Annotated in this window: 2 protein-coding genes; both read left to right on the top strand. The window is 74.6% G+C overall.

Annotated elements, in window-relative coordinates:
- Positions 1-20,286, top strand: a 20,286-nt coding sequence (locus tag UK12_RS22820; RefSeq protein WP_082119858.1) for a hybrid non-ribosomal peptide synthetase/type I polyketide synthase, incomplete at its 5' end; no start/stop codon positions are given.
- On the top strand, positions 20,283-23,513 hold the full coding sequence (fabD, locus tag UK12_RS22815) for an ACP S-malonyltransferase (RefSeq protein WP_045304963.1): 3,231 nt from the start codon (positions 20,283-20,285) through the stop codon (positions 23,511-23,513). The genes UK12_RS22820 and fabD, both read left to right, overlap by 4 nt.
- Positions 23,514-23,536: the final 23 nt, after the last annotated feature.

The following is a 23,536-nucleotide window of genomic DNA, read 5'->3' as shown; positions in this document are numbered from 1 at the left end:
CCGTCGCGTCATGTGGACTGGTCGGCGGGGGCGGTGGAGTTGCTGACCGAGCAGCGGGCGTGGCCGCGGTCCGACCGGCCGCGCCGGGCCGGCGTCTCCGCCTTCGGTGCCAGCGGGACGAATGCGCACGTGATCCTGGAGCAGGCGGACGAGGCGGAGGCGGCGGTCGAGCCGGTGGCGGCGGTGGGTTCGCCGGTGGTGCCGGTGGTGCTGTCGGGTGCGTCCGAGGAGGCCCTGCGGGCCCAGGCGGCCCGGCTGCTCGAGTGGGTGGAGTCCCGGCCCGAGGAGGGCCCGGTGGACCTCGGCTTCGCCTCGGTGACCACCCGGTCGGCGCTGGAGCACCGCGGTGCGGTGGTCGCCGGCGACCGTGCCGAACTGCTGGAGGGGCTGGCCGCTCTGGCGGCGGGCGAGCCCTCGCCGCACCTGGTGGAGCCGGAGGGCGCCGTCGCCGGCGAATCCGGCGTGGTCTGGGTCTTCCCCGGCCAGGGCTCGCAGTGGGTCGGGATGGCCCGTGGCATGCGCGAGTCCTCCCCGGTCTTCGCCGCACGCCTGGAGGAGTGCGAGCGGGCGCTGAGCGGCCTGGTCGACTGGTCGCTGCGGGAGGTGCTGGACGACGAGGAAGCGCTGAAGCGGGTGGACGTGGTCCAGCCCGCGCTCTGGGCGGTCATGGTGTCGCTGGCCGAGGTGTGGCGCTCGCTCGGCCTGGTTCCCTCCGCCGTGGTGGGCCACTCCCAGGGCGAGATCGCCGCCGCCTGCGCGGCCGGCGGGCTGTCGCTGGAGGACGGTGCCCGGGTGGTGGCCCTGCGCTCGCAGGCGCTGCTGGAGATCGCCGGCGACGGCGGCATGGTCTCGGTGGCCCTGCCCGCGGACCGGGCCCGCACCCTGTTGGAGACGTGGGACGGGCGGATCTCGGTCGCCGCCCTCAACGGACCCCAGTCGACCGTGGTCGCCGGCGAGAGCGCCGCGCTGGACGAGTTGCTGGCGTACTGCGAGGGTGCGGCGATCGGGGCCCGGCGCATTCCGGTGGACTACGCCTCGCACTCGGCGTCGGTGGAGCGGATCCGCGAGCGGATCCTGCGCGACCTGGCCGGCATCAGCCCGCGCTCCGGCTCGGTGCCCTTCCACTCGACGCTCACCGGCGAGGTTCTGGACACCGCCGGGCTCGACGGCGACTACTGGTACCGGAACCTGCGCAACACCGTCCGCTTCGAATCCGTGATCAATGACCTGCTGGCCGACGGACACCGGGTCTTCGTCGAGTGCAGCGCCCACCCCGTGCTGCGGGTCGGCATCGAGGAGGCCGCGGAGGCCGCCGACCGGCCCGCCGTGGTGGTCGGCTCGCTGCGCCGCAACAAGGACGCCCGGCGCGAATTCCTGACGTCCGCAGCCGAGTTGTACGTCCGCGGGGTCCAGGTGGACTGGCCGCAGCTCTTCGCGGGCACCGGCGCCCGCGCGGTGGAGCTGCCCACGTACGCCTTCCGGACGAAGCCCTACTGGCTCCGCAGCCGGCAGCCGCTGCTGGGCGCCGCGGTCGAGCTGGCAGGCGACGGGCAGACGGTCCTGACCGGCCGGCTGTCGCTGCGGACCCATTCGTGGCTGGCCGACCACCGGGTGCGCGGCAGCGTCGTGGTGCCGGGGACCGCGCTGCTGGAGATGGCGCTGCAGGCCGGCGACGCGGTGGACGAACTCACCCTGCAGGCGCCCGTGGTGCTGCCCGAGCAGGGCGAGGTCGAGATCCAGCTGCTGGTGGACCCGGCCGACGACCGCGGGTACCGGGCGCTGCGGCTGCACGCCCGGGCCCCGGAGGCCGACTGGCGGCTGCACGCGACCGGGACGCTCGTCGACCTGGCCGGGCGTCCGGCCCCGGACGCGGCCGCGCCGGATCTGGCGGCGTGGCCGCCGCCGGGCGCCGAGGCGGTGGACCTGGCCTCCTGGTACGAGGACCGGACCGCGTGCGGCCTGGAGTACGGGCCCGGCTTCCAGGGCCTGCGGGCACTGTGGCGGCACAGCGGCGAGCTGTTCGCCGAGGTCTCGTTGCCCGTGCCGGTCCGCCCCGCGCTGCTCGACGCGGCCCTGCACGCGCTGGACGTGACGAGCGAGCCGGCGCTGCCGTTCTCGTGGAGCGACGTGCACTGGCTGGATCCGGACGCGGCGGCGCAGGTGACCGGCCTGCGGGCGCGGATCAGCCCGCAGGCGGACGGCTCGGTCGCGGTGCGGATCGCGGACGGCACCGGCCACGCCCTGCTGTCGATCGGCTCGCTGGCGTTGCGTCCGCTCGGCACCGCGCTGCTCGGTGCTCCGGGCGACAGCGCGCTCTTCGCGCTGGACTGGGTGACCGCGCGGTCCGACTCCCCGGCGGCCGGGGCCGCGACCGCCACGGTGCTGCGCTGCCCGCCGACCGAGGGCGAACTGCCCGCCGCCGTCCAGACGGTGACCGCCGCCGTGCTCGCGGACCTGCAGGACCGGCTCGCCGACGCGGAGACGGGTGACCGGCGCCTGGTGGTGGCCACCCGCCAGGCCGTGGTGACCGGCGCCGAGAGCGAGGCGCCGGTGGATCCCGCCGCCGCCGCGGTCTGGGGCCTGGTGCGGTCGGCGCAGACCGAGAATCCGGACCGGATCGTCCTGGTCGACACCGACGACCCGGACGACCTCCCGCGGCTGCTGCCACGGGTGCTGGCCTGTGGTGAGCCGCAGGTCGTGGTGCGGGGCGGTGAACTGCGGGTGCCGCGGCTGGTGCACGCGGGCCCGCCCGCGGTGCCCGTGGCGCCCGTGTTCCCCACCGACGGCACGGTGCTCGTCACCGGCGCGTCGGGCACCCTGGGCGCGCTCGTGGCCCGCCACCTGGTGACCGAGCACGGCGTCCGCGACCTGCTGCTGCTCGGCCGCCGCGGAGCCCCGGCGCTCGCCGAGGAGCTGACCGTGCTCGGCGCGACGGCGACCTCGGTGGCCTGCGACGTCAGCGACCGCGCCGCGCTAGCCGAGGTGCTCGCGGCGATCCCGCAGGACCGCCCGCTGCGGGCGGTCCTGCATGCCGCCGGCGCGCTGGACGACGGGGTGATCGGCTCCCTGACCCCGCAGCGGCTGCGGACCGTGCTGGCGGCGAAGGCCGACGGCGCCTGGCACCTGCACGAGCTGACCCGCGACCTCGACCTGTCGGCCTTCGTGCTCTTCTCCTCGGTGGCCGCCACCCTGGGCACCGCCGGGCAGGGCAACTACGCCGCCGCCAACGCCTTCCTGGATGCCCTGGCGCAGCACCGCCACGGCCTCGGCCTTCCGGCGGTGGCACTCGGCTGGGGCCTGTGGGCCGAGCGCAGCGCCCTGACCGGCCGCCTCGACCAGGCCGACCTGGCCCGGCTGACCGGTGCCGGGGTGGGCCCGCTCACCACCGAGGAGGGCCTGGCCCTGCTGGACGCCGCCGTCGCCACGGACCGGGCCCACCTGCTGCCCGTCCGGCTGGACCTCGCCGCGGTGGACCGCACGGCGGGTGCGCTGCCGCCGCTGTTCGACCGGCTGGCTCCGGCCCGGCGTCACCGGCCGCGAGCGGTCCCCGGCGGTCCGGCGCCCGTCGGCCCCGTCGCCACCGGCGTCGGCACCGAGCTGCGCGGGCTGTCGGCGGCCGAGCGCGAGCGGGTGCTCCGCGAGCTGGTGCTGCGGGAGGTCGTGGCGGCCCTCAAGCACGACTCGGTCGGCGACATCGACCCCGACGCCGACTTCCAGCGCTTGGGCTTCACCTCGCTGACGGCGCTCGAACTGCGGAACAAGCTCAGTGCGCGCACCAAGGTGCGGCTGCCCGCGACCCTGATCTTCGAACACCGCACCCCCGACGCGGTGGCGCGTTTCCTCGGCAGCCGGCTCTCCAGCGACGAACCGGTGCCGGCCGCGGCCGGCACCGGGAGCGCGGCCGAGGAGGGCGCGGACGACCGGATCGCCGTGATCGGCGTAGCGGGGCGCTACCCGCTGGCCCCCACGGTCGCCGAACTGTGGCAGAACCTGGCCGAGGGCCGACACTGCATCCGGGAGGTGCCCGCCGAGCGCTGGGACGCGGACGCGCACTACGACCCGACCGGGACCCGCGGCTCGTACAGCAAGTGGGCCGGGTTCATCGACGACGTCGACAAGTTCGACCCGCTCTTCTTCCACATCTCGCCCGCCGAAGCCGAGGCGATGGACCCCCAGGAGCGCCTGTTCCTGGAGACCGCGGCGGCGACCCTGGACGACGCCGGATACCCGGCGGCCGTGCTCGCCGCCCAAGGTCCGGTCGGCGTGTTCGTCGGCGTGATGGGCAACGACTACGAGTGGATGGGCGGTGCGGCGAACGCGCTCGGCGTCCCGACCGAGGCCCACTCGCGGCACTGGTCGGTGGCCAACCGGGTGTCCTACTCCTTCGACTTCGCCGGGCCGAGCCTGGCGGTGGACACCGCGTGCTCGGCCTCGCTGACCGCCGTCCACCTGGCTTGCCAGAGCATCAGGGCAGGGGAGTGCGCCGCCGCGATCGCGGGCGGAGTGAACCTCATCCTGCACCCCAAGCACCTGCGTGGGCTGGCCCAGGCCGGCATGCTGGCGCACGACGACCGGCTCAAGGCCTTCGGCGCCGGCGCGGACGGCTTCGTCGACGGCGAGGGCGTCGGCGCCGTCCTGCTCAAGCCGCTGGCCGCGGCGGTCGCCGACGGCGACCGGATCCTCGGCGTGATCCGCGGCTCGGCGATCAACTCGGGTGGCAACACCGGCGGTTACACCGTGCCGAGCCCGATCGCGCAGAGCGGGGTGATCCGCGGAGCACTGGACCGCGCCGACGTCGCGGCAGAGACCGTCGGCTACGTGGAGGCGCACGGCACCGGCACCCTGCTCGGCGACCCGATCGAGATCGCGGGGCTGGCCAGGGCCTTCGGCGAGCCGGGCGATCCGGGCGATCCGGCGCAGCGCGGCCGGCGGCCGCGCGTCGCGGTCGGCTCGGTCAAGACCAACATCGGCCATCTCGAATCCGCGGCCGGGATCGCGGGCCTGACCAAGGTTCTGCTGCAGCTACGGCACGGGATGCTGGTCCCGTCGCTGCACTCGGCGCAACGCAACCCGGAGATCGACTTCACCGGCACGCCCTTCGAGGTCCAGCAGACGCTGCAGCCCTGGGCGAGGCTCTCGGGGCCCGAGGACGAACTGCCACGGCGCGCGCTGGTCAGCTCGTTCGGCGCGGGCGGCGCCAACGCCTGCGTGGTACTGGAGGAGTACCTGCCGGTCGGCGCGCCGGAGCCGGCCGAGCCCGTCGGGGAGCAACTGCTGGTGCTCTCCGCGAGGACCGAGGACCGGCTGCGCGCCTACGCGGCGGACCTCGCGGCCTTCCTGCGCCGGTGCATCCCGCAGCGCACCGAGTCGGCGGCGGATGCGCTGGTGGATGCCCAGGACCGGTGCCTGCGGCTGGTCGCCGAGCTGGCCGGTGTGGCGCCGAAGTCCCTGGGACTCGCGACCGATCTCGTCGACTGCGGCTTCGGCATTGCCGAACGCTCCCACTTCCACGCGCGGCTGGCCGGGGAGTTGGGGGCGGAGTTGCCCCCGGCCGCGCTGGCCGCCGACACCATCGGTGCGGTGGCCGAGGCGGTGGCCGGCATCCGGCCGCGGGGCGCGGACCAGCCCGACCGGTCCTCGCTGCGCCTTGCCGATGTCGCCCACACGCTGCAGTCGGGGCGCACCGCGCACGAGTTCCGGCTCGCCCTGTCCGCGGCCTCGGTGTCCGAGGCCGCCCGACTGCTGGAGGCGCACGCGGCGGGCGGCGCCGAAGACCGGGTCGGCACCGGCCACCACTCCCGGGCCGCGGTGCGGTTCGCCGGGGACGCCGCCGCCCTGGAGCGGGCGCTGTCCCGGCGCGACCTGGCGGAGGCGGCCCGGCACTGGCTGGCCGGGGCCGAGATCGACTGGTCCCGGATCACCTCTCCGGCCGCCCGCAGGATCGAGCTGCCGGGCTACCCCTTCGCCCGGAAGAGCCTGTGGATCCCCGAGCCGTCGGCCGCCGCCCGGGCAGCCGCGGTCACGGCACCCCGGCCGCAGGACGGGCCGGGCGTCGACCCCGCCGTCGCCCGGGTGCTCGCCGGGTACCGGGCACTGGACGCGGCCTCGGTGACCGGACTGCTCGGCGTGTACCGGCGGATGGGCGTCTTCCGACGTCCGGGCGAGCAGCACCGCAGTGAGGAACTGCGCGGAACCCTGCGCATCCGGGACAAGTTCCAGCGGCTCCACGAGGCGATCCTCGACCTGCTGGCCGGAGCCGGGCACCTGACCCGCGACGGCGACCTGGTCACCGTCGGCGTGACCGCGGATCCGGCGGCGGACCGGTGGGAGGACGAGTTCGACCGGGTCGCGGCCGCCTACCCGGAGGTCGAGCCCACGGTCACCCTCAACCGGGAGTTCCTGCGGCTGTACCCGCAGTTGCTGCGCGGTGAGGTCATCGGCACCGAGGTCATGTTCCCCGACTCCTCGATGCAGCTGGTGCGCGACCTCTACCGCGGGAACGCGCTCACCGACCACTTCAACCTGCTGGTGGCGGACACCGTCCGCCGCCACCTGGACGCCCGGCTGCCCCGGCTGGCGCCGCACGAGACGATCCGGGTGGTGGAGGTGGGCGCCGGTACCGGCGCCACCACCGAGCGGGTCCTGCCGGTCGTGGCCGACCGGTCGGGCCGGGTCGGCTTCACCTTCACGGACGTGTCGCCGCGCTTCCTGGACCACGGCCGCGACAGGTTCGCCGAGCAGTACCCGTTCGTCGGCTTCCAACTGCTCAACCTGGAACGCGAACTGCCCGAGCAGGGCTTCGCGCCGGGCTCGGCGGACGTGGTGCTCGGCACCAACGTGGTGCACGCCACCAAGGACCTGCGGCGCACGCTGCGCGAGCTCAGGACGCTGCTCAAGCCGGGCGGACTGCTGGTGCTCAACGAGCTGACCGCCATCCGGCCGTACCTGACGCTGGGCGGCGGGGTGATGGAGGGCTGGTGGGCCTTCCAGGACGGTGAGGCGCGGATCCCGCGGTCGCCGCTGGCCACGCCGGCGAGCTGGACCGCGATGCTCCAGGAGGAGGGGTACACGGAGGTCAGGACACTGGCCGGCGGGCCGGCCGAGCTCGGGCAGCACGTGCTGGTCGCGGCGAACGGCGCCGCGGTGCGCGCCGCGGTGCCACCGGCGCCCGTCGCTTCCGCTGCCGCTCCCGTCGTCGCCGCCGCTTCCGCCTCCGCTGCCCGGGTGGTGACCGCCGCCGTCCGGCCGGGATCGACCGACGCGGTGGGTGAGCGGCTGCGGGAGCTGGTGGAGCGGGTCCTGAAGCTGGACGAGCGGATCGATCCCGATCGGCCGTTGGCGGACTACGGGTTCGATTCGCTGAGCGGGATGAAGATCGTGTCGGTGGTGGGCGATGCCTTCGGTGTCGCCGTGCCGCTCGACGAGTTCTTCGCGCGCCCGACGCTGCGTGAACTGACGGCCCATCTGTCCGCCCGCTGGCTGGCCGATGCCGTCGAGTCCGAGGCCGCGGCGGTCGAGGCCGTCACGCCGGCGCCCGTCGTGCCCGAGCTGCCCGCTCCCGCACGGCTCGCCCCGGTCGCCGAGGCGCCCGTCACCGAGGCGCCCGTCGCCGCGGCCCCCGCCGTCGTCGGTGCCGTCGTGTCCGGCGCGGTCCCGGTGCCCCCGGAGGCCGCCCTGGTCCTGCGCCCGCGCCAGGCCCTGGAGCAGAGCACCCGTCCGATGTCCCGGGGGCAGCACGCGCTGTGGGTGATCGAGCAGATCGCGCCCGGGAACCACGCCTACAACCTGCCGCTCGCCTTCTGGCTGGACCGGGACGTCGACGTGCTCACCCTGCGGGTCGTCCTGCAGGACCTGATCGACCGGCACGAGGAACTGCGCGCGACCGTCTCGACCGGCGAGCAGGGGCCGTTCATCCGGATCGCGGCCGAACCCGAACTCCCCTTCAGGCAGGTCTTCCTGACCTCCGTCGCGGAGAGCGACCTGCGCGACCGGATCCACGCGGAGCTCACGGAGCCGTTCGACCTCGCCGGCGGCCCGCTGCTGCGTGCGACGCTGTACACCCTCGGCGACGGCCGCCAGGCCCTGCACCTGAACGTGCACCACCTGGTGCTCGACGGCCTCTCCATCCCCCTGCTGCTGGCCGACGTGGACCGCGGCTACCGGGCTCTCCGGGCGGGCCGCCCGCTGCCCACCGACCGGCCCGCCCGCACCTTCGGCGACTTCGCGGCCTGGCAGCGGGACCTGCTCGCCGGGCCCCGGGCGGAACGGCTGCGCGAGTACTGGGTCTCACGCCTGCGCGACCGTCAGACCGTCACACCGCTGCCCCTGGACCGCCCGCGCCCGCCCGTGCCCACCTTCCGGGGCGCGAGCGTCGGCGGGCGCCTGCCGGCCGCGGTGACGGACCGGGCCCGGGCCCTGGCCGCCGCGGCGCGGACCTCGCTGTCGAGCGTTCTGCTGGCCGGCTACTTCGCGCTGCTGCACCGCTACAGCGACCAGGCGGAGATCGCCGTCGGCACGCCCACGGCGGGTCGCCCGGCCGAGGGCTACGACGACGTGCTCGGCTACTTCATGAACATGGTCGTGCTGGCCGAGCGGGTGGACGGCCAGGAGTCGTTCCGCGACCTCCTGGGGCGGATCCACCGGATGGTGCTGGGAGCACTGGAGCACTCCGACTACCCGCTGATCGACCTCGCCGAGGAGCTGCGGCGGGAGACCCCCGGCACGGCCGGCGCGCTGTTCAACGTCGCCTTCTACTTCCACAACTGGGCGCGCGACCTGCGGGACGACGGCGTGGTCCGGGGCCGGGTCGAAGGCATCCACCAGGAGGGCGAGTTCGACCTGACCCTCGACCTGGTCGACGATCCGGACGGCTGCCGGTACACGCTGAAGTACAACCCCGACCTGTTCGACGCCGCCACGGTGGAACGCCTCGGGGAGCACTTCGCCGCCCTGGTGGCCTCCGCCGTCGGCACCCCCGACACCCCGGTCGGCGACCTGGGGCTGCTGACCGACGGCGAGCTCGCGCTGCTCACCCCGGCCGACCGCTCCGACTACCCGAGCGACACCCTGGTCTGGGAGCTGGTGCGCGCCCAGGCCGAGGCCCGCCCCGCGGCGGTGGCGGTCAGGTACCAGGACACCGAACTGACCTACGGTCGACTGAAGGAGCGGGTGGAGGGCCTCGCCGCCCGGCTGACCGCCGCCGGCGTCGGCCGGGGCCGGACGGTGGGCGTCCTGCTGCCGCGCGGCGCCGACCTGCCGGTGGCGCTGCTGGCCGTCCAGGCGGCCGGCGGCAGCTACGTCCCGCTCGACCCGACCTACCCGCCGCAGCGGCTCGCCTACATGGCCGAGGACGCCGGGCTGCACCTGATGCTCACGCACTCCGCCGTCGAGGCCGCCTGGAGCGGTGCGGTGGCCCGGCTGCTCGTGGACCGGGACGTGCAGCCGCCCGCGGCGCCCTCGCCCGGCCCGGCCGGGCCGTCGGACACCGCGTACGTGATCTACACCTCCGGGTCCACCGGGCAGCCCAAGGGAGTCCGGGTCCCGCACCGCGCCCTGACCAACTTCCTCTGGTCGATGGCCCGTCAGCCCGGGTTCGGACCCCGGGACACGCTCCTCGCGCTGACCACGGTCTGCTTCGACATCTCCGGTCTGGAGCTCTACCTGCCGCTGATCAGCGGCGGCACCGTGGAACTCCTGCCGGCCGAGGTCGCCCAGGACGGGCTGCGGCTGCGGGAGGCGGTGGAGCGCAGTGCGGCCACGGTGATGCAGGCCACCCCGGCGACCTGGAGCATGCTGCTCGCCGCCGGCTGGCAGGGGAACCCCGGGCTCACCGTGCTCTGCGGCGGTGAGGCCCTGGCCGACGACACCGCCCAGGCCCTGCTCGCGGGCAACCGCGAGGTCTGGAACCTCTACGGCCCCACCGAGACCACCATCTGGTCGGCGGCGGGTCGGCTGCGCCGCGGCGAGCGGGTGACCATCGGAAACCCGATCGCCAACACCGTGCTGCACGTCCTCGACAGCGGACGCCGGCCGGTCCCGACCGGCGTGGCCGGCGAGCTGTACATCGGCGGCCACGGTGTGGCCGACGGATACCTGGGCCGTCCCGAGTTGACCGCCGAGCGGTTCCTGCCCGACCCGTTCGCCACCGAGCCCGACGCACGGATGTACCGGACGGGTGACCTGGTCCGCCGACTGCCCGACGGCCGCATCGCCTACCTGGGCCGGATCGACTCCCAGGTGAAGGTGCGCGGCTTCCGGGTGGAGCTGGAGGAGATCGAGTCCACCCTGCGACGGCTGGACGGCGTCCGCGAGGCCGTCGTGGTGGCCCGCGGCCAGGGCGGCGGGGACCGCTCGCTGCTGGCCTGCTACCTGCTCGCCGAGGGCGCCGCCGATCCCACTCGGGAACAGCTGGCGGCCTGGCTGCCGGACCACATGATCCCGGACGTGCTGCTCCGGGTGACCGGCTTTCCGCGTACGCTCAACGAGAAGGTCGACCGGACCACGCTGGCCGCTATGCCGCCGGCCGAACTCCGCGCCCGCTTCGGTGCGTCCAGGGCCGAAGAGCCGGACGGCCCATCGGCGCCCGGTGGCCGCGACGAGGCACTGATCGCCGAACTGGCCGAGATGGTGGGCCGGTTGGCCGGGGTGGATCCCGAGGACATCGGTGCGCACACCCCGCTCGGCGAGGTGGGCATGAACTCGGTGAGCTTCACCGCGCTCAGCACCGAACTGCGCAAGTCCTACGACATCACCGTGTACCCGACGCTGTTCTACCGCCGGGGCACCCTGTCCGCGCTGGCCCGGCACCTGTGGCAGCACCACGCGGCCGAACTGGCTGCCCGGTTCGGCGCCGCCACCGCAGCGCCCGCCGTCGTGCGTCGACTCGCCGAGACCCCGGGCGAGCCGGAGAGCGGTGGCGGTGTCGCAGTCATCGGCATGGCCGGCCGGCTGCCGGGCTCGGCCGACCTCAAGGAGTTCTGGAGCCACCTGGCTGCCGGGGACGACCTGGTGGGCGAGGTCCCGGCGGAGCGCTGGGACTGGCGGGACCGGCCGAGCTCCCGCTGGGGCGGCTTCATCCCCGACCTGGACCGCTTCGACGCCGCCTTCTTCGGGATCTCGCCGCGCGAGGCCGAACTGATGGACCCCCAGCAGCGGCTGCTGCTGGAGGTGGTGTGGTCGGCCATCGAGGACGCCGGCTACCGTCCGTCTGATCTGGCCGGCAAGCGCGTCGGGGTGTTCGTCGGGGTCGCCAACAGCGAGTACCTGGAGGTCCAGCGGACCGCCGGGCACGCCCCCGGGGCCCACAGCGCCACCGGCGCGGCGCTCTCGATCATCCCGAACCGGGTCTCCTACCTGCTCGACCTGCGCGGTCCCAGCATGGCGGTGGACACGGCCTGCTCCGGCTCGCTCGTCGCCGTCCACCAGGCGTGCGCCGCACTGCGTGACGGCACCTGCGACCTGGCGATCGCGGGCGGGGTCAATCTGATCCTGTCGCCGGGCGTGCACGAGCTGCTCAGCCAGGGCGAGATGCTCAGCCCCGACGGGCGCTGCAAGGCCTTCGACAGCCGCGCCGACGGATACGTCCGGGGCGAGGGCGTCGGCGTGGTGCTGCTCAAGCCGGACGACCGGGCACGTCACGACGGCGACGCCGTGCACGCGGTGATCAGGGCGGCCGCGGTCAACCACGGCGGCCGGACCACCTCGCTCACCGCGCCCAGCCCCGACGCCCAGGCCGACCTGCTGGTCCAGGCCTACCGGGCCGCCGACGTGCCACCGGAGAGCGTCGGCTACATCGAGGCGCACGGCACCGGCACCGCGCTGGGCGACCCGATCGAGACCATCGGTCTGAGCACCGCCTTCCGCCGACTGCGCGCCGATCGCGGCACGCAGGCCGCGCCCGGCTGCGCCATCGGGTCCGTCAAGACGAACATCGGCCACCTGGAGGCCGCCGCCGGCATCGCCGGGCTGCTCAAGACCGTGCTCGCGATGCGGCACGCCACCATCCCGGCCAGCCTGCACGTCCGGGACCTGAACCCCTATCTGGAACTCGACGGCGGCCCGTTCGAGGTCGCCACCACGACCCGGCCCTGGCCGCGGGCACGCGATGCCGCCGGGAACGACCTGCCACGCCGGGCCGGAGTCAGCTCGTTCGGCTTCGGCGGAGCCAACGCACACGTCGTACTGGAGGAACCGACCATGCCGGACACCCGGGAGGAGGCCACGACGGAGCAGCTGTTCGTGCTCTCCGCACGTACCCCCGAGGCACTGCGGCAGGCCGCCGGACGGCTCGCCGACCACCTGGCAGAGCACGACGTGCCGCCGGGCGACCTCGCGTACACCCTGCAGGTCGGGCGCGAGCCGATGAGCCACCGGCTCGCCGTGCGGGCGGACAGCACCGCCCGGCTGCGGACCGAGCTCGCCGAGCACCTCGCCGGCCGCCCGACGGCCGTGCGCACCGGGCAGGCCGGGAAGGGCGGCACCGCGCAAGCGGCCGACGCGACCGGTGACCTGGCCGGGATCGAGCGGCAGTGGCTGGCCGGCGCCGAGGCCGACTGGGCGGCGCTGCACCGGGGCGCGCAGCGGCGCCGGGTGCACCTGCCCAGCTACCCGTTCGCCCGGACCAGGCACTGGGTCACGCCGGCCCCGGAAGCGCCCGCCCGGCTGCACCCGACCCTGCTGGACGCCGAGGTCTCCACCGCCGGGGCGCCGGCCTTCGCCAAGACCCTCACCGGGGCCGAGTTCTTCCTGCGGGACCACGTTGTCGGCGGCGAGCTGGTGCTGGCCGGGGTCGCCTACCTGGAGATGGCCCGGCTCGCCGGTGAACTGGCCTTCGGGGAACGGGTCCACGGCGTCGAGGGGCTGACCTGGGCGGCCCCGGTCCGGCTCCCCGTGACCGGGGGCGAGCACCGTCTGACGGTCGGGATCACCGGCGACCGCACCGGGGCGTCCTTCGAGGTGCGGACCGCGGACGGCGGCGGGTCGCCGCACGTCCACGGCACCCTGCTGCTCGGCGCGGCGGACGGACGCCCCGCGCCGGTCGACGTGGCCGGCGTGCGCGCGCGCTGCCCGCAGGTGCACAGCGGCGCCGACTGCTACCGGCTCTTCTCCCGGCTCGGCTTCGACTACGGTCCGAGCTTCCAGGCGATCGAGGAACTCGTCGTCGGGGAGCACGAGGTACTGGCGGCCCTCCGGCTGCCCGCGGAGCGGGTCGCCGACGCGAGCGACTACGCCTTCCACCCGTCGCTGCTCGACGCGGCCCTGCAGACCGCGGCCCGGCTCGCTCCGGGCGCGCAGGACCCGAGCGACCCGGTGCCGTACCTGCCGTTCGCGCTCGGCTCGGTCCGGCGGTACGCCGAACTGCCGGAGCTGATGTACGCCTACGCCACCCCCTCGACGCGTCCGGCGGCTCCCGGCACGCTCTGCTTCGACGTGGCACTGCTGGACCGGAGCGGCGACGTCGTCGTCGCGATCGACGGCTTCACGCTCCGGGCAGTGCCCGCCCGGGCCGAGTCCGTCCAGGACGCGGTGGCCGCCTTCGAACCGACCTGGGAGCCAGCCGCCGCCGCCCGGCGCGCTCCGGACGGGAACGTGCTGGTCCTGGACGCCGGTACCCGCGGGGCCGCAGTGAGCGCCGCCCTGGCGGCCGCGGGTGCGGCCACTCGGCGGGTCGAACTCGGCACCGGGTTCGACCCCGCGGCCGCGGTCCGCGTCGACGGGCCGGAACCGGTCCGGTACGTGGTGCACCTGGCCGACGAGGACGGCGAGCCCGGCAGCGCGGTCGAGCACGGCTTCCACACGGCCGTGGCCTTCCTGCAGGCCTGGCAGCGGGAGCGGCGCGGCGCCCTGCGCTACCTGTACGTGTACCGCGATCCGGCCGACTCGCCGGCCCACCCGGCGATGGCCGCCTTCGCCCGCTCGGTGCGCAGGGAACACCCGGCGGTCGACTTCTCCGTGCTGGCCGTCGCGGGCGGCTCGCTCGCCGAGGCGGTGGTCGCCGAGCTCGGTGTCCAGGGCGAGCCCGAGGTGCGGACCGACGACGGGGTGAGGAGCCGCCGGGCGTGGCGCCGGGTGACCCTGCCGCCTGCCGGCGAGCCGGTGTTCGGCGGCCCGGGGGCCCACCTGATCACCGGTGGCACCGGCGCGCTGGGCCTGCTGTTCGCGGAGCACATCACCGCCGTCCGGCGCGCCGCCGGGGTCACCGGTGGCGGGATCGTGCTGGCCTCCAGGACCGCTCCCGGCCCCGCGGCGCGGGCCCGGATCGAGGCCATCGGGGCCCGTGTGGTGCAGGCCGACGTGGCCGACCCGGACGCGGTCCGCGCGCTGCTCGCCGAGGCCCGCCGGGTCCACGGCGGGGTGAGCGGGGTGCTGCACGCCGCGGGAGTGCTCAGGGACGGCCTGCTGCTCCACAAGGACCGCACGGACGCCGCGGCGGTGCTCGCCGCCAAGGTGCACGGGACGGTGCTGCTGGACGGCGCGACCCGGGACGACCCGCTGGACTACTTCGTGCTGCTGTCCTCCGCGGCGGCGGCCTTCGGGAACGTCGGCCAGACCGACTACTCCTTCGCGAACGCCTTCCTCGACCACTTCGCGGACCGGCGGGAACAGCAGCGCCGCAAGGGGGCGCGGCAGGGCCGCACCCTCGCCGCCGCCTGGCCGGTCTGGGCCGACGGCGCCATGCGCACGGACGCCGCCGGCGCCGAGTACATGACCCGTGAGCTCGGCATCCGCCCGCTGCGGACCCGGTCGGCGCTGGACGCGCTCGACCGCGCGCTGGCCGGTACCGCGCCGCGGCTGCTGCTCGCCCCGGGCGACCCGGTCCGGATCCTCTCCGCACTCAACGCGGTGGCGCCCGAACCGGAGCGCCCGGCCGCCGCCCGGCAGGCCGCCGTACCCCGGGTCCGGCCGGACGCGCGTGTCCAGGCCGAGCAGCTGGTGCTCAAGCTGATGGCGGAGGAGCTGAAGTTCCCCGAGGAGGAGATCGCCCTCACGGAGTCGTTCGACAACTACGGCCTGGACTCACTGATCACGCTGAGCGCGACCCGGCGGCTCGAGGAGCGCTTCGGCCCGCTGTCGAAGACGCTGCTGTTCGAGTATGTAACGGTCAGTGAGCTGGCGGACCATCTGGTCGCTGAGTACCCCGACGCATTCACCGAAGCCGAAGCCGAAGCCGAAGCCGAAGCCCTGGCCCACGTCGAGGACGAGCCCGTTGCTGCGGCAGTCGTCACCCCGGCCGCCGTCGAACCGGCGCGGTCCGCCGGCGGCAGCGGCAACATCGCGATCATCGGAGTCGCGGGCCGCTACCCGCAGGCCGACGACGTGGACGAGTTCTGGCGCAACCTGCGGGCCGGCCGGGACAGCATCGAGGAGGTGCCGGCCGACCGGTGGAACCACGACAGGTTCTATGACCCGGACAAGTCGGCGGCCGGACGGACGTACGGCAAGTGGGGCGGTTTCGTCCGTGGCGCCGACCGCTTCGACCCGCTGTTCTTCCGGATGTCGCAGATCGAGGCCGAGCACACGGACCCCCAGGAACGGGTGTTCCTGGAGACCACCTGGCACCTCCTGGAGGACGCCGGCTACACCCGTGAGCAGCTGCGCGGCTCCCGCACCGGGGTGTTCGTCGGCATGATGTACGGCCAGTACCAGCTGTACGGAGTCCAGGAGGCGCTGCGCGGCGAGGGCCTGCCACCGCACTCGTCCTTCGCCTCGGTGGCCAACCGGGTGTCGTACTTCTTCGACTTCTCCGGGCCCAGCGTGGGCGTGGACACCATGTGCTCCTCCGCGCTGGTCACCATCCACCAGGCCTGCCTGGCCATCCGCAACGGCGACTGCGACGTGGCGGTCGCCGGCGGGGTCAACATCACCAGCCACCCGGCGAAGTACCTGCAGCTGGCGTGGCGCGGGTTCCTCGCCGAGGACGGGCGGTGCCGCAGCTTCGGCGAGGGCGGCACCGGCTACGTGCCGGCCGAGGGGTCCGGCGCGGTCCTGCTCAAGCGCCTCGACGCCGCACTCGCCGACGGCGACCGGATCCTGGCGGTGGTCAAGGCCTCGGCGGTCAACCACGGCGGTACGGGGCGGGGGTTCAACGTGCCCAATCCCAGGGCGCAGGGCGACCTGGTGCGGGCCGCGCTCGACCGTGCCGGGATGCGCCCGGGCGACCTCGACTACATCGAGGCGCACGGCACCGGCACCGCACTCGGTGACCCGGTCGAGATCACCGGCATGCTGCGCGCCTTCCAGGACGACCTGCCGCAGCGGCTTCCGATCGGCTCGGTCAAGTCCAACATCGGACACGCCGAGTCGGCGGCCGGGATCGCGGCGGTCACCAAGGTGCTGCTGCAGATGCGCCACGGTGAGCTGGCCCCCTCACTGCACGCGGACCGGCTGAACTCGAACATCGACTTCACGGCGACCCCGTTCCGGGTCCAGCGGGAGCTGGCGCCCTGGCCGCGCCGCCTGGGTGCGGACGGCACGCCGCAGCCCAGGACCGCGGGAGTCAGCTCCTTCGGCGCGGGCGGCACCAACGCCCACGTCATCCTCCAGGAGTACGTCGCCGAGCCGCGGCAGACGGCCGTCCCGGCCGGACCGCAGCTGGCGGTGCTCTCCGCCCGGGACGGCGGCCGGCTCGCCACCCAGGCGCGTCGCCTCGCGGCGCACCTGCGCGCCGAGGGGGCGGGGGCGGTGCCGGAACAGGTCGCCTGGACCCTGCAGTGGGGGCGCGAGGCCATGGCGCACCGCTTCGCGGTGCTCTTCCACGACCTCACCGAGCTGGCCGCCCGGCTGGACGAGTTCGCCGCCGGCGGTGCGCCGGCCGGCAGCTGGGCCGGGGTGGTCGACCCGCGCAAGCCGCTCCCGGGCGACCGGCTGCCGGCCGACCCGGCGGCGTACGCCGCCGCCTGGACCACAGGCCGGCAGGTCGACTGGTCGGCCCTGCACAACGGGGTGCGGCCCGGCCGGGTGGCGCTGCCCGGCTACCCGTTCGACGGTGAGCGGGTCTGGCTGGCCGCCGCCGACGCCGAGCTGGCCGCCCTGGACGCGGACCGCGGTCCGCAGGGTCTGCTGCTGACCAGGCAGTGGGCCCCCGCCGAGCCCGCCGGGCGCGCTGACCTGCCGGGCCGCACCGCCGTGCTGACGGTGCCCGGCACCGAGGCCCTGGCCGCGCGGCTCGCCGCCGTGCTGCCGGCCGTCGAGGTTCTCGACGCCGCCCGGCTCACCGCCGACCTCGCCGACCCCGGCACCCGCTGGGACCGGTTCGACGCCGTGGTCGACCTGGCCGGCTGCGCCGACCCGGCGATGCCCCCCGCGCACGACCTGCTGCCCGACTGGCTGAGCTGGCTGCAGCACCTGGTCGACCGGGGCAGGCGCGGGCTCTGCGCCTTGCTGGTCTCCCGCAGCGCGGCGTCTGACGCCGAGGGCTCGGCCGGCCTCGGCGGCGCGGCCCGGGTGGGCCTGTACCGGATGCTCCAGAGCGAGTACCGCCACCTGCGCTCGCGCCACGTGGGCATCGAGTGGCACGCCTCGGACGAGCAGCTGTGCCGCTGGGTGGCCGACGAGCTCAGTAGTACGGACGAGCCGGCCGAGATCGCCTACCGCGACGGTGTCCGGCACCGGTCCGAGCTGTGTGAACTGCCGAACGGCCCGTCCGCCGCGCTGCGGTTCCCGGCCGACCACGTGCTCTGGGTGACCGGGGGCACCCGCGGCATCGGACTGCTGACGGCTCGTCACTTCGTGGCCCGGCACGGCGTGCGCAAGGTCGTCCTCACCGGTCGCGAGGAGCTGCCGCCCCGGGAGGAGTGGGCCGCGCACATCGCCGCGGACACCCCGCTCGGCCGCAAGCTGCGCCCGCTTGCCGAGTTGGCGGACCAGGGGATCGAACTGGAGGTCCTCGCCGTGGCGTTGGAGGAGAAGGAGGCGCTGGCCAAGACCCTGGCCGAGGTCAGGCGCAGGCTGGGCCCGGTCGGCGCGGTGGTCCACAGCGCCGGGTTCACCGACTTCGAGAATCCCGCGTTCGTGCGGAAGCCGCAGGCCGGCATGGACCGGGTGATCGGCCCGAAGGTCCTGGGCCTCGACGCGCTCGTGGAGTGCTTCCGGGACGAGCCGTTGAGCATGTTCGTGCTGTACTCGTCGGTGGCCGCGGCGATTCCGGCGCTCGCGGTCGGGCAGAGCGACTACGCGCTGGCCAACGCCTACCTGGACGCCGTGGCCGAGGCCCGGCCGCACGGGTTGCCGCTGGTCAGCGTGGAGTGGCCGAGCTGGAAGGACACCGGGATGGGGGAGGCGCGCACCGCCGCCTACCAGGCTTCCGGGCTGGCCGCGCTGACCGATGAGCAGGGCTTGGAGCTGCTGGAGCGGGCGCTGGCGAGCGGTGCCCGGGTCGTCATGCCCGCGCTGCCCCGACCGGACGCCGACTGGCGGCCCGAGCGGTTGACGGACCGTCGGCTGGATTCCACGCCATCAGCGCCTGCTGTGGCGGCAGCCGCCGTGCCGGCGCCCGCTGTGCCGACGCCTGCTGTACCGGCGCCCGCCGTGTCGGCACCCACCGCTGCGGGCCCGGTCGTGGGGGCCGGCCCCGGCGCCCTCGGCAGCGCCGTCGACGCGGCGGCCTCGTGGCTGCTCGACCGGGTGGCGGAGGAACTCCATTTCGACCGCGCCAAGTTGACCGGCGACGTGCCGATCCACGACTACGGCATCGACTCGATCCTGGTCAGCCAACTGGTCCAGGACACGGGGAGGTTGCTCGACGTGTCGGTCGACCCGTCGGCGCTGCTGGAGCACCCGACCGCGGACGAGTTCGCGCGGTACCTCGCCGACGAGCACCGGGAGGAACTGCTCGGCGCCTTCGGCTCCGCCACGCCGGGCGGCGCCGCGTCGGACACCCGGACGGCCCCGGCCGGGACCGCGACGGTCGCCGTCGCACCGCCGGTGTCGCAGCCGGGCGGCACCACCGGCGACATCGCGGTGGTCGGCCTGTCCTGCAGGTTCCCCGACGCCGGGTCCGTGAGCGAGTACTGGGAACTGCTGCGGCACGGCCGTTCGGCGCTGCGGCCGATCCCCGACGGGCACTTCGGGCGACCGATGGGCTACCACGCCGGACTGCTGGACGAGGTGCTCCGCTTCGACGCCGAGTCGTTCCTGCTGTCCGAGGAGGACGTCGCGGCCATGGACCCGCAGGCGCTGTTGCTGCTCGAGGAGGTCAACCGGGCGGTGCACCACGCCGGATACCGGCCGGCCGAGCTCAAGGGCCGTCGGATCGGTGTGTACGTCGGCGGCCGGACGGCCCACGTGCCGGACGGGGCGCGGGTGGCCGGGGCGAAGAACCCGGTGGTGGCCACCGGCCAGAACTACCTGTCCGCCAACATCTCGCAGTTCTTCGACTTCCGGGGCCCGAGCCTGGTGGTCGACACCGCCTGCTCCTCCGCCCTGGTGGCGATGGAGATGGCCGTCCAGGCGCTGCGCGCGGGTGCCGTCGAGTCGGCCGTGGTCGCCGGGGTGAGCCTGCTCGGCACCGACCGGCCCTACGAGGTCTTCGGCCTGCGCGGCCTGCTCAACCCGGGTGCCGACTTCCACCTGTTCGACCAGCGGGCAGCCGGGCTGATCCTGGGCGAGGGCGTGGGTGCGGTCCTGCTGAAGCCGCTGGCCAGGGCCGAGGCCGACGGGGACCGGGTGCTCGCCGTGCTCAAGGCCGTCGCGACCAACAACGACGGCCGGACCGCCGGCCCGGCCACGCCCAACCCCCAGGCGCACCGGGAGGTCATGACCGAGGCCTTGGCGGCCAGTGGCCACCGCGCGCAGGAGGTCGGCTGGCTGGAGGCCAACGGCTCCGGATCGACCATCACCGACCTGCTGGAACTGCGGGCGGTGGAGGCGGTCTACCGGACCGGCTCCGCCCAGCCGCTCGCGCTGGGCTCGATCAAGCCGAACATCGGCCACCCGCTGGCCGCGGAGGGGATGGCCGCGTTCATCAAGGTGGTCCTGATGCTGGACCACCGGGAGCAGGTGCCGTTCCGCTCCGGGCAGGTTCCGCTGGAGCACTTCGACCTCGCCACCTCACCGCTGTACTTCCCGAGGGAGCCGCAGCCGTGGCCCGAGGACGCCGGGCTCGCCGCGATCAACTGTTTCGCCGACGGCGGCACCAACGCCCATCTGCTGCTCGCTCCCGCACCGGTCGGCCACGGCCCGGTCAGGAAGCCGCTGCCCGAACCCGAGCTGAACCGGAGGGTCGTCATCCGAGGAACCGCCGAACCCGAGGCCGCGGCCGCGGGCCTGTTCTGGGACACCTACCGATGACCGGGCCGGTGGTCTCTCCGGGCCCGGCCGCGGCCGGATCCCTGCCCGTCGTGTTCATGTTCTCCGGGCAGGGCTCGCAGTACTACGGGATGGGCAAGGAGCTGTACGAGGCCAACGAGGTGTTCCGTACGGCCCTGCAGCGCTACGACGCGGCGGTTGCCGAGGAACTCGGCGAGTCGGTGCTGGCACGCGTCTTCGACCCGGACAAGCGGCGCAGCCACCCCCTGGTCGACACCCGGATCACCCACCCGGGCATCGTCATGATCGAGCTGGCCCTGGCCGAGGCACTGCGGGCGGAGGGCGTCGAGCCCGACTATGTCCTCGGTTCCAGCCTCGGCGAGTACGCGGCGGCCGTCGTCGCGGGCAGCCTCGACCCGTTCGACTGCCTGCGGCTGCTGGCGCGGCAGGCCGACGCACTGCGCGCCGGTCCACCGGGCGGGATGCTGGCCGTGCTGGCCGGGCCGGAGACGCTGGAGCTGGTCCCCGAGTTGCGCGAGTGCGAGCTCGCGGCCCGCAACTATCCGGGCAACTTCGTGGTCGCGGGCACCCCGGAGGCCCTGGCCCGGGCCGAGGCGGCCCTGCTCGCCGCCGACGTGGTGCACCTGCGCCTGCCGGTCGAGTACGGCTTCCACTCCCACCTGGTCGACCAGGTGCTGGAGGAGTGCCGCAGCGGGTTCGATGGTGTGACGCTCAGGCCGCCGCGGATCCCCTGGGCGTCCTGTGTGGACGGCCGGCCGGTGACCCGGGTGACGGCCGAGCACTTCTACCGGGTCGCCCGTCAGCCGATCGACTTCGAGCGGGCCATGGCCGACCTGCGGGACCGCGGTGAATTCTGCTACCTCGACCTCGGCCCCTCGGGCAGCCTCCACAACTTCGTCCGCAACATCCTCCCACGGGACGGCGGTTGGGAGTCGATGCCGCTGCTCAGCCCGTTCGAACGGGACGTCAGGCTGTTCGAGAACGCCCGGCAACGTGCCGCCCGAGAGCGGCCGAGAAAGGTACCCGGCATGAAGGTCTACGGATTCCCCGGGCAGGGCTCGCAACGGCGCGGGATGGGCCGGGGGCTGTTCGAGCGGTTCCCGGAACAGACCGCGACGGCGGACCGGGTACTCGGCTACTCGATCGAGGAGTTGTGCGTCCGCGATCCGCAGCGTCGACTCGGCCGGACCGAGTTCACCCAGCCCGCCCTCTACGTGGTCGGCGCGCTGAGCTACCTGGACCGGGCGGCCCAGGATCCGGTGCCGCCGGACTACCTCGTCGGGCACAGCCTGGGCGAGTACGCGGCGCTGTTCGCGGCCGGCGTCTTCGACTTCGAGACCGGGCTGCGGCTGGTGCAGCAGCGTGGCCGGCTGATGGCCGCGGCCGGCGGCGGTGCGATGGCCGCGATCATCGGACCCGACGAGGAGACCGTCACGCGCGTGCTCGCCGGTCCCGAGCTCGCCGGCCTGGACCTGGCCAACTACAACGCCATGGACCAGTTCGTCGTCTCCGGCCCGCCCGAGCAGATCGACGCGGCCTGTGGCGCCTTCGAGGCCATCGGTGCGCGGGCGGTCCGGCTCCACGTCAGCGCGCCGCTGCACTCGCGCTACATGCGCGGCACGGCCCGGGAGTTCGCCGCCTACCTCGACGGATTCACGCTGCGCCCGCCGCAGATCCCGGTGATCGCCAACGTCGACGCCGAGCCGTATCCGCCCGGGCTGGTCAAGGAACGGCTGGTGGCGCAGATCGCCGCTCCGGTCCGCTGGACCGAGACCGTGCGCAAGCTGATGGCGCACGGGGACTTCGAGTTCGTCGAGCTCGGCCCCGGCCAGGTGCTCGGCAAGCTGGTCCAGCGCATCAGGGCGGGCGCCGAGCCGCTCGCGGCGAGCCCGGCCGCCGCCCCGTCGCCGTTGGACGTGCCGTCGCCGTCGCCGTCGCCGTCGGCTGCCGGGGGCGGTGCTCAGCCGATCAGCGCCGACTCGCTCGGCGCCGCGACCTTCCGCGAGCGGTACGGACTGCGCCGGTCCTACCTGGTCGGCTCGATGTACGGCGGGGTCAGTGGCGAGGCGCTGCTGCGCTCCACGGCGAAGGCCGGCCTGCTCGGGTTCCTCGGAGTCGGTGGGCTCTCCCTGGACGAGGTGGACCGTCAACTGCGCGTCCTCTGCAACGACCTGGGGCTCGGCGGTGCCTTCGGCGTCAACCTGCTCCACCGGCACGGTGCCCCCGAGGAGGAGGCGGCCCTGGTCGACCTGCTGCTCAGGCACGGCGTCGAGCTGGTGGAGGCCTCCGGCTTCTCCTTGATCACCGAGGACCTGGTCCGGTTCCGGCTCAAGGGCGGCCGGATCCTGGCGAAGGTCTCCAGGACCGACACCGCCGCCGAGTTCCTGGCGCCGCCGCCGCAGCGCCTGGTCGCGCGGTTGCTCGCGGCCGGAGCGGTGACGCCGCAGGAGGCCGCCGCGGCGCAGTCCCGCCCGATGGCCGACGACCTGTGCGTCGAGGGCAACGGCGGCTGGCTGCACGGCACGGCCGAGCCGCTGACGGTGCTTCCGCAGGTGCTCAGGCTCCGCGACGCGGCCGCCCTGCCCGGCCGGCCGCCAGTGCACGTCGGCTGCGCCGGCGGGATCGGCAGCCCGGAGGCGGCTGCCGCGGCCTTCGTGCTCGGCGCCGACTTCGTGCTCACCGGATCGGTCAACCAGTGCTCGGTGGAGGCGGCCACCAGCGACCGGGTGAAGGACCTCCTGCAGGAGGCGCGCGAGTACGACGTCGACCTCGCCCCGTGGGGCGAGCAGTTCGAACTCGGGTCACGGGCAAGCTATCTGAAGCTCGGCCAGTTCTTCCCGGCCCGCGCCGCCCGGCTGTACGATCTTTGGCACCGGCACACCTCGTTCGCCGAGATCGACCAGAGCACCCGGACCCGGGTGATCGAGCGGTACCTCGGTGGCGAGCAGCCCCCGCCCGTGGCAGCAGGCCCGGACCCGAAGGCGGACATGGCCGCGCTGTTCCGCGCGTACTTCGCACGCGGACTCCGACTGGCCGTGACCGGAGACCGCGCGTCCACGGTGGACTACCTCGTCCACTGCGGGCCGGCCATGGGCGCGTTCAACCACGCGGTCGCCGGGACCGAGCTGCACCCCTGGCGCAACCGCACGGTCGAGAGCATCTCCGACACCCTCATGGACGGCGCGGCCGCTCTCCTCGCCACTCGGCTGCGGACCTTCCAGCAGACCCCGAACCAGCACGGCAAGTGACCACAGGAACCACGGAACAGGAC

The sequence above is a fragment of the Saccharothrix sp. ST-888 genome, from assembly GCF_000955975.1.
Classification (GTDB): Bacteria; Actinomycetota; Actinomycetes; order Streptomycetales; family Streptomycetaceae; genus Kitasatospora.
The sequence above is the reverse complement of the archived record's forward strand: the minus strand, read 5'-3'. Positions and strand labels throughout refer to the sequence as shown.

Bases quoted from the DNA above. Each gene is read 5' to 3' on its own strand.
- fabD (WP_045304963.1), top strand. From the start codon at position 20,283: ATGACCGGGCCGGTGGTCTCTCCGGGCCCGGCCGCGGCCGGATCCCTG.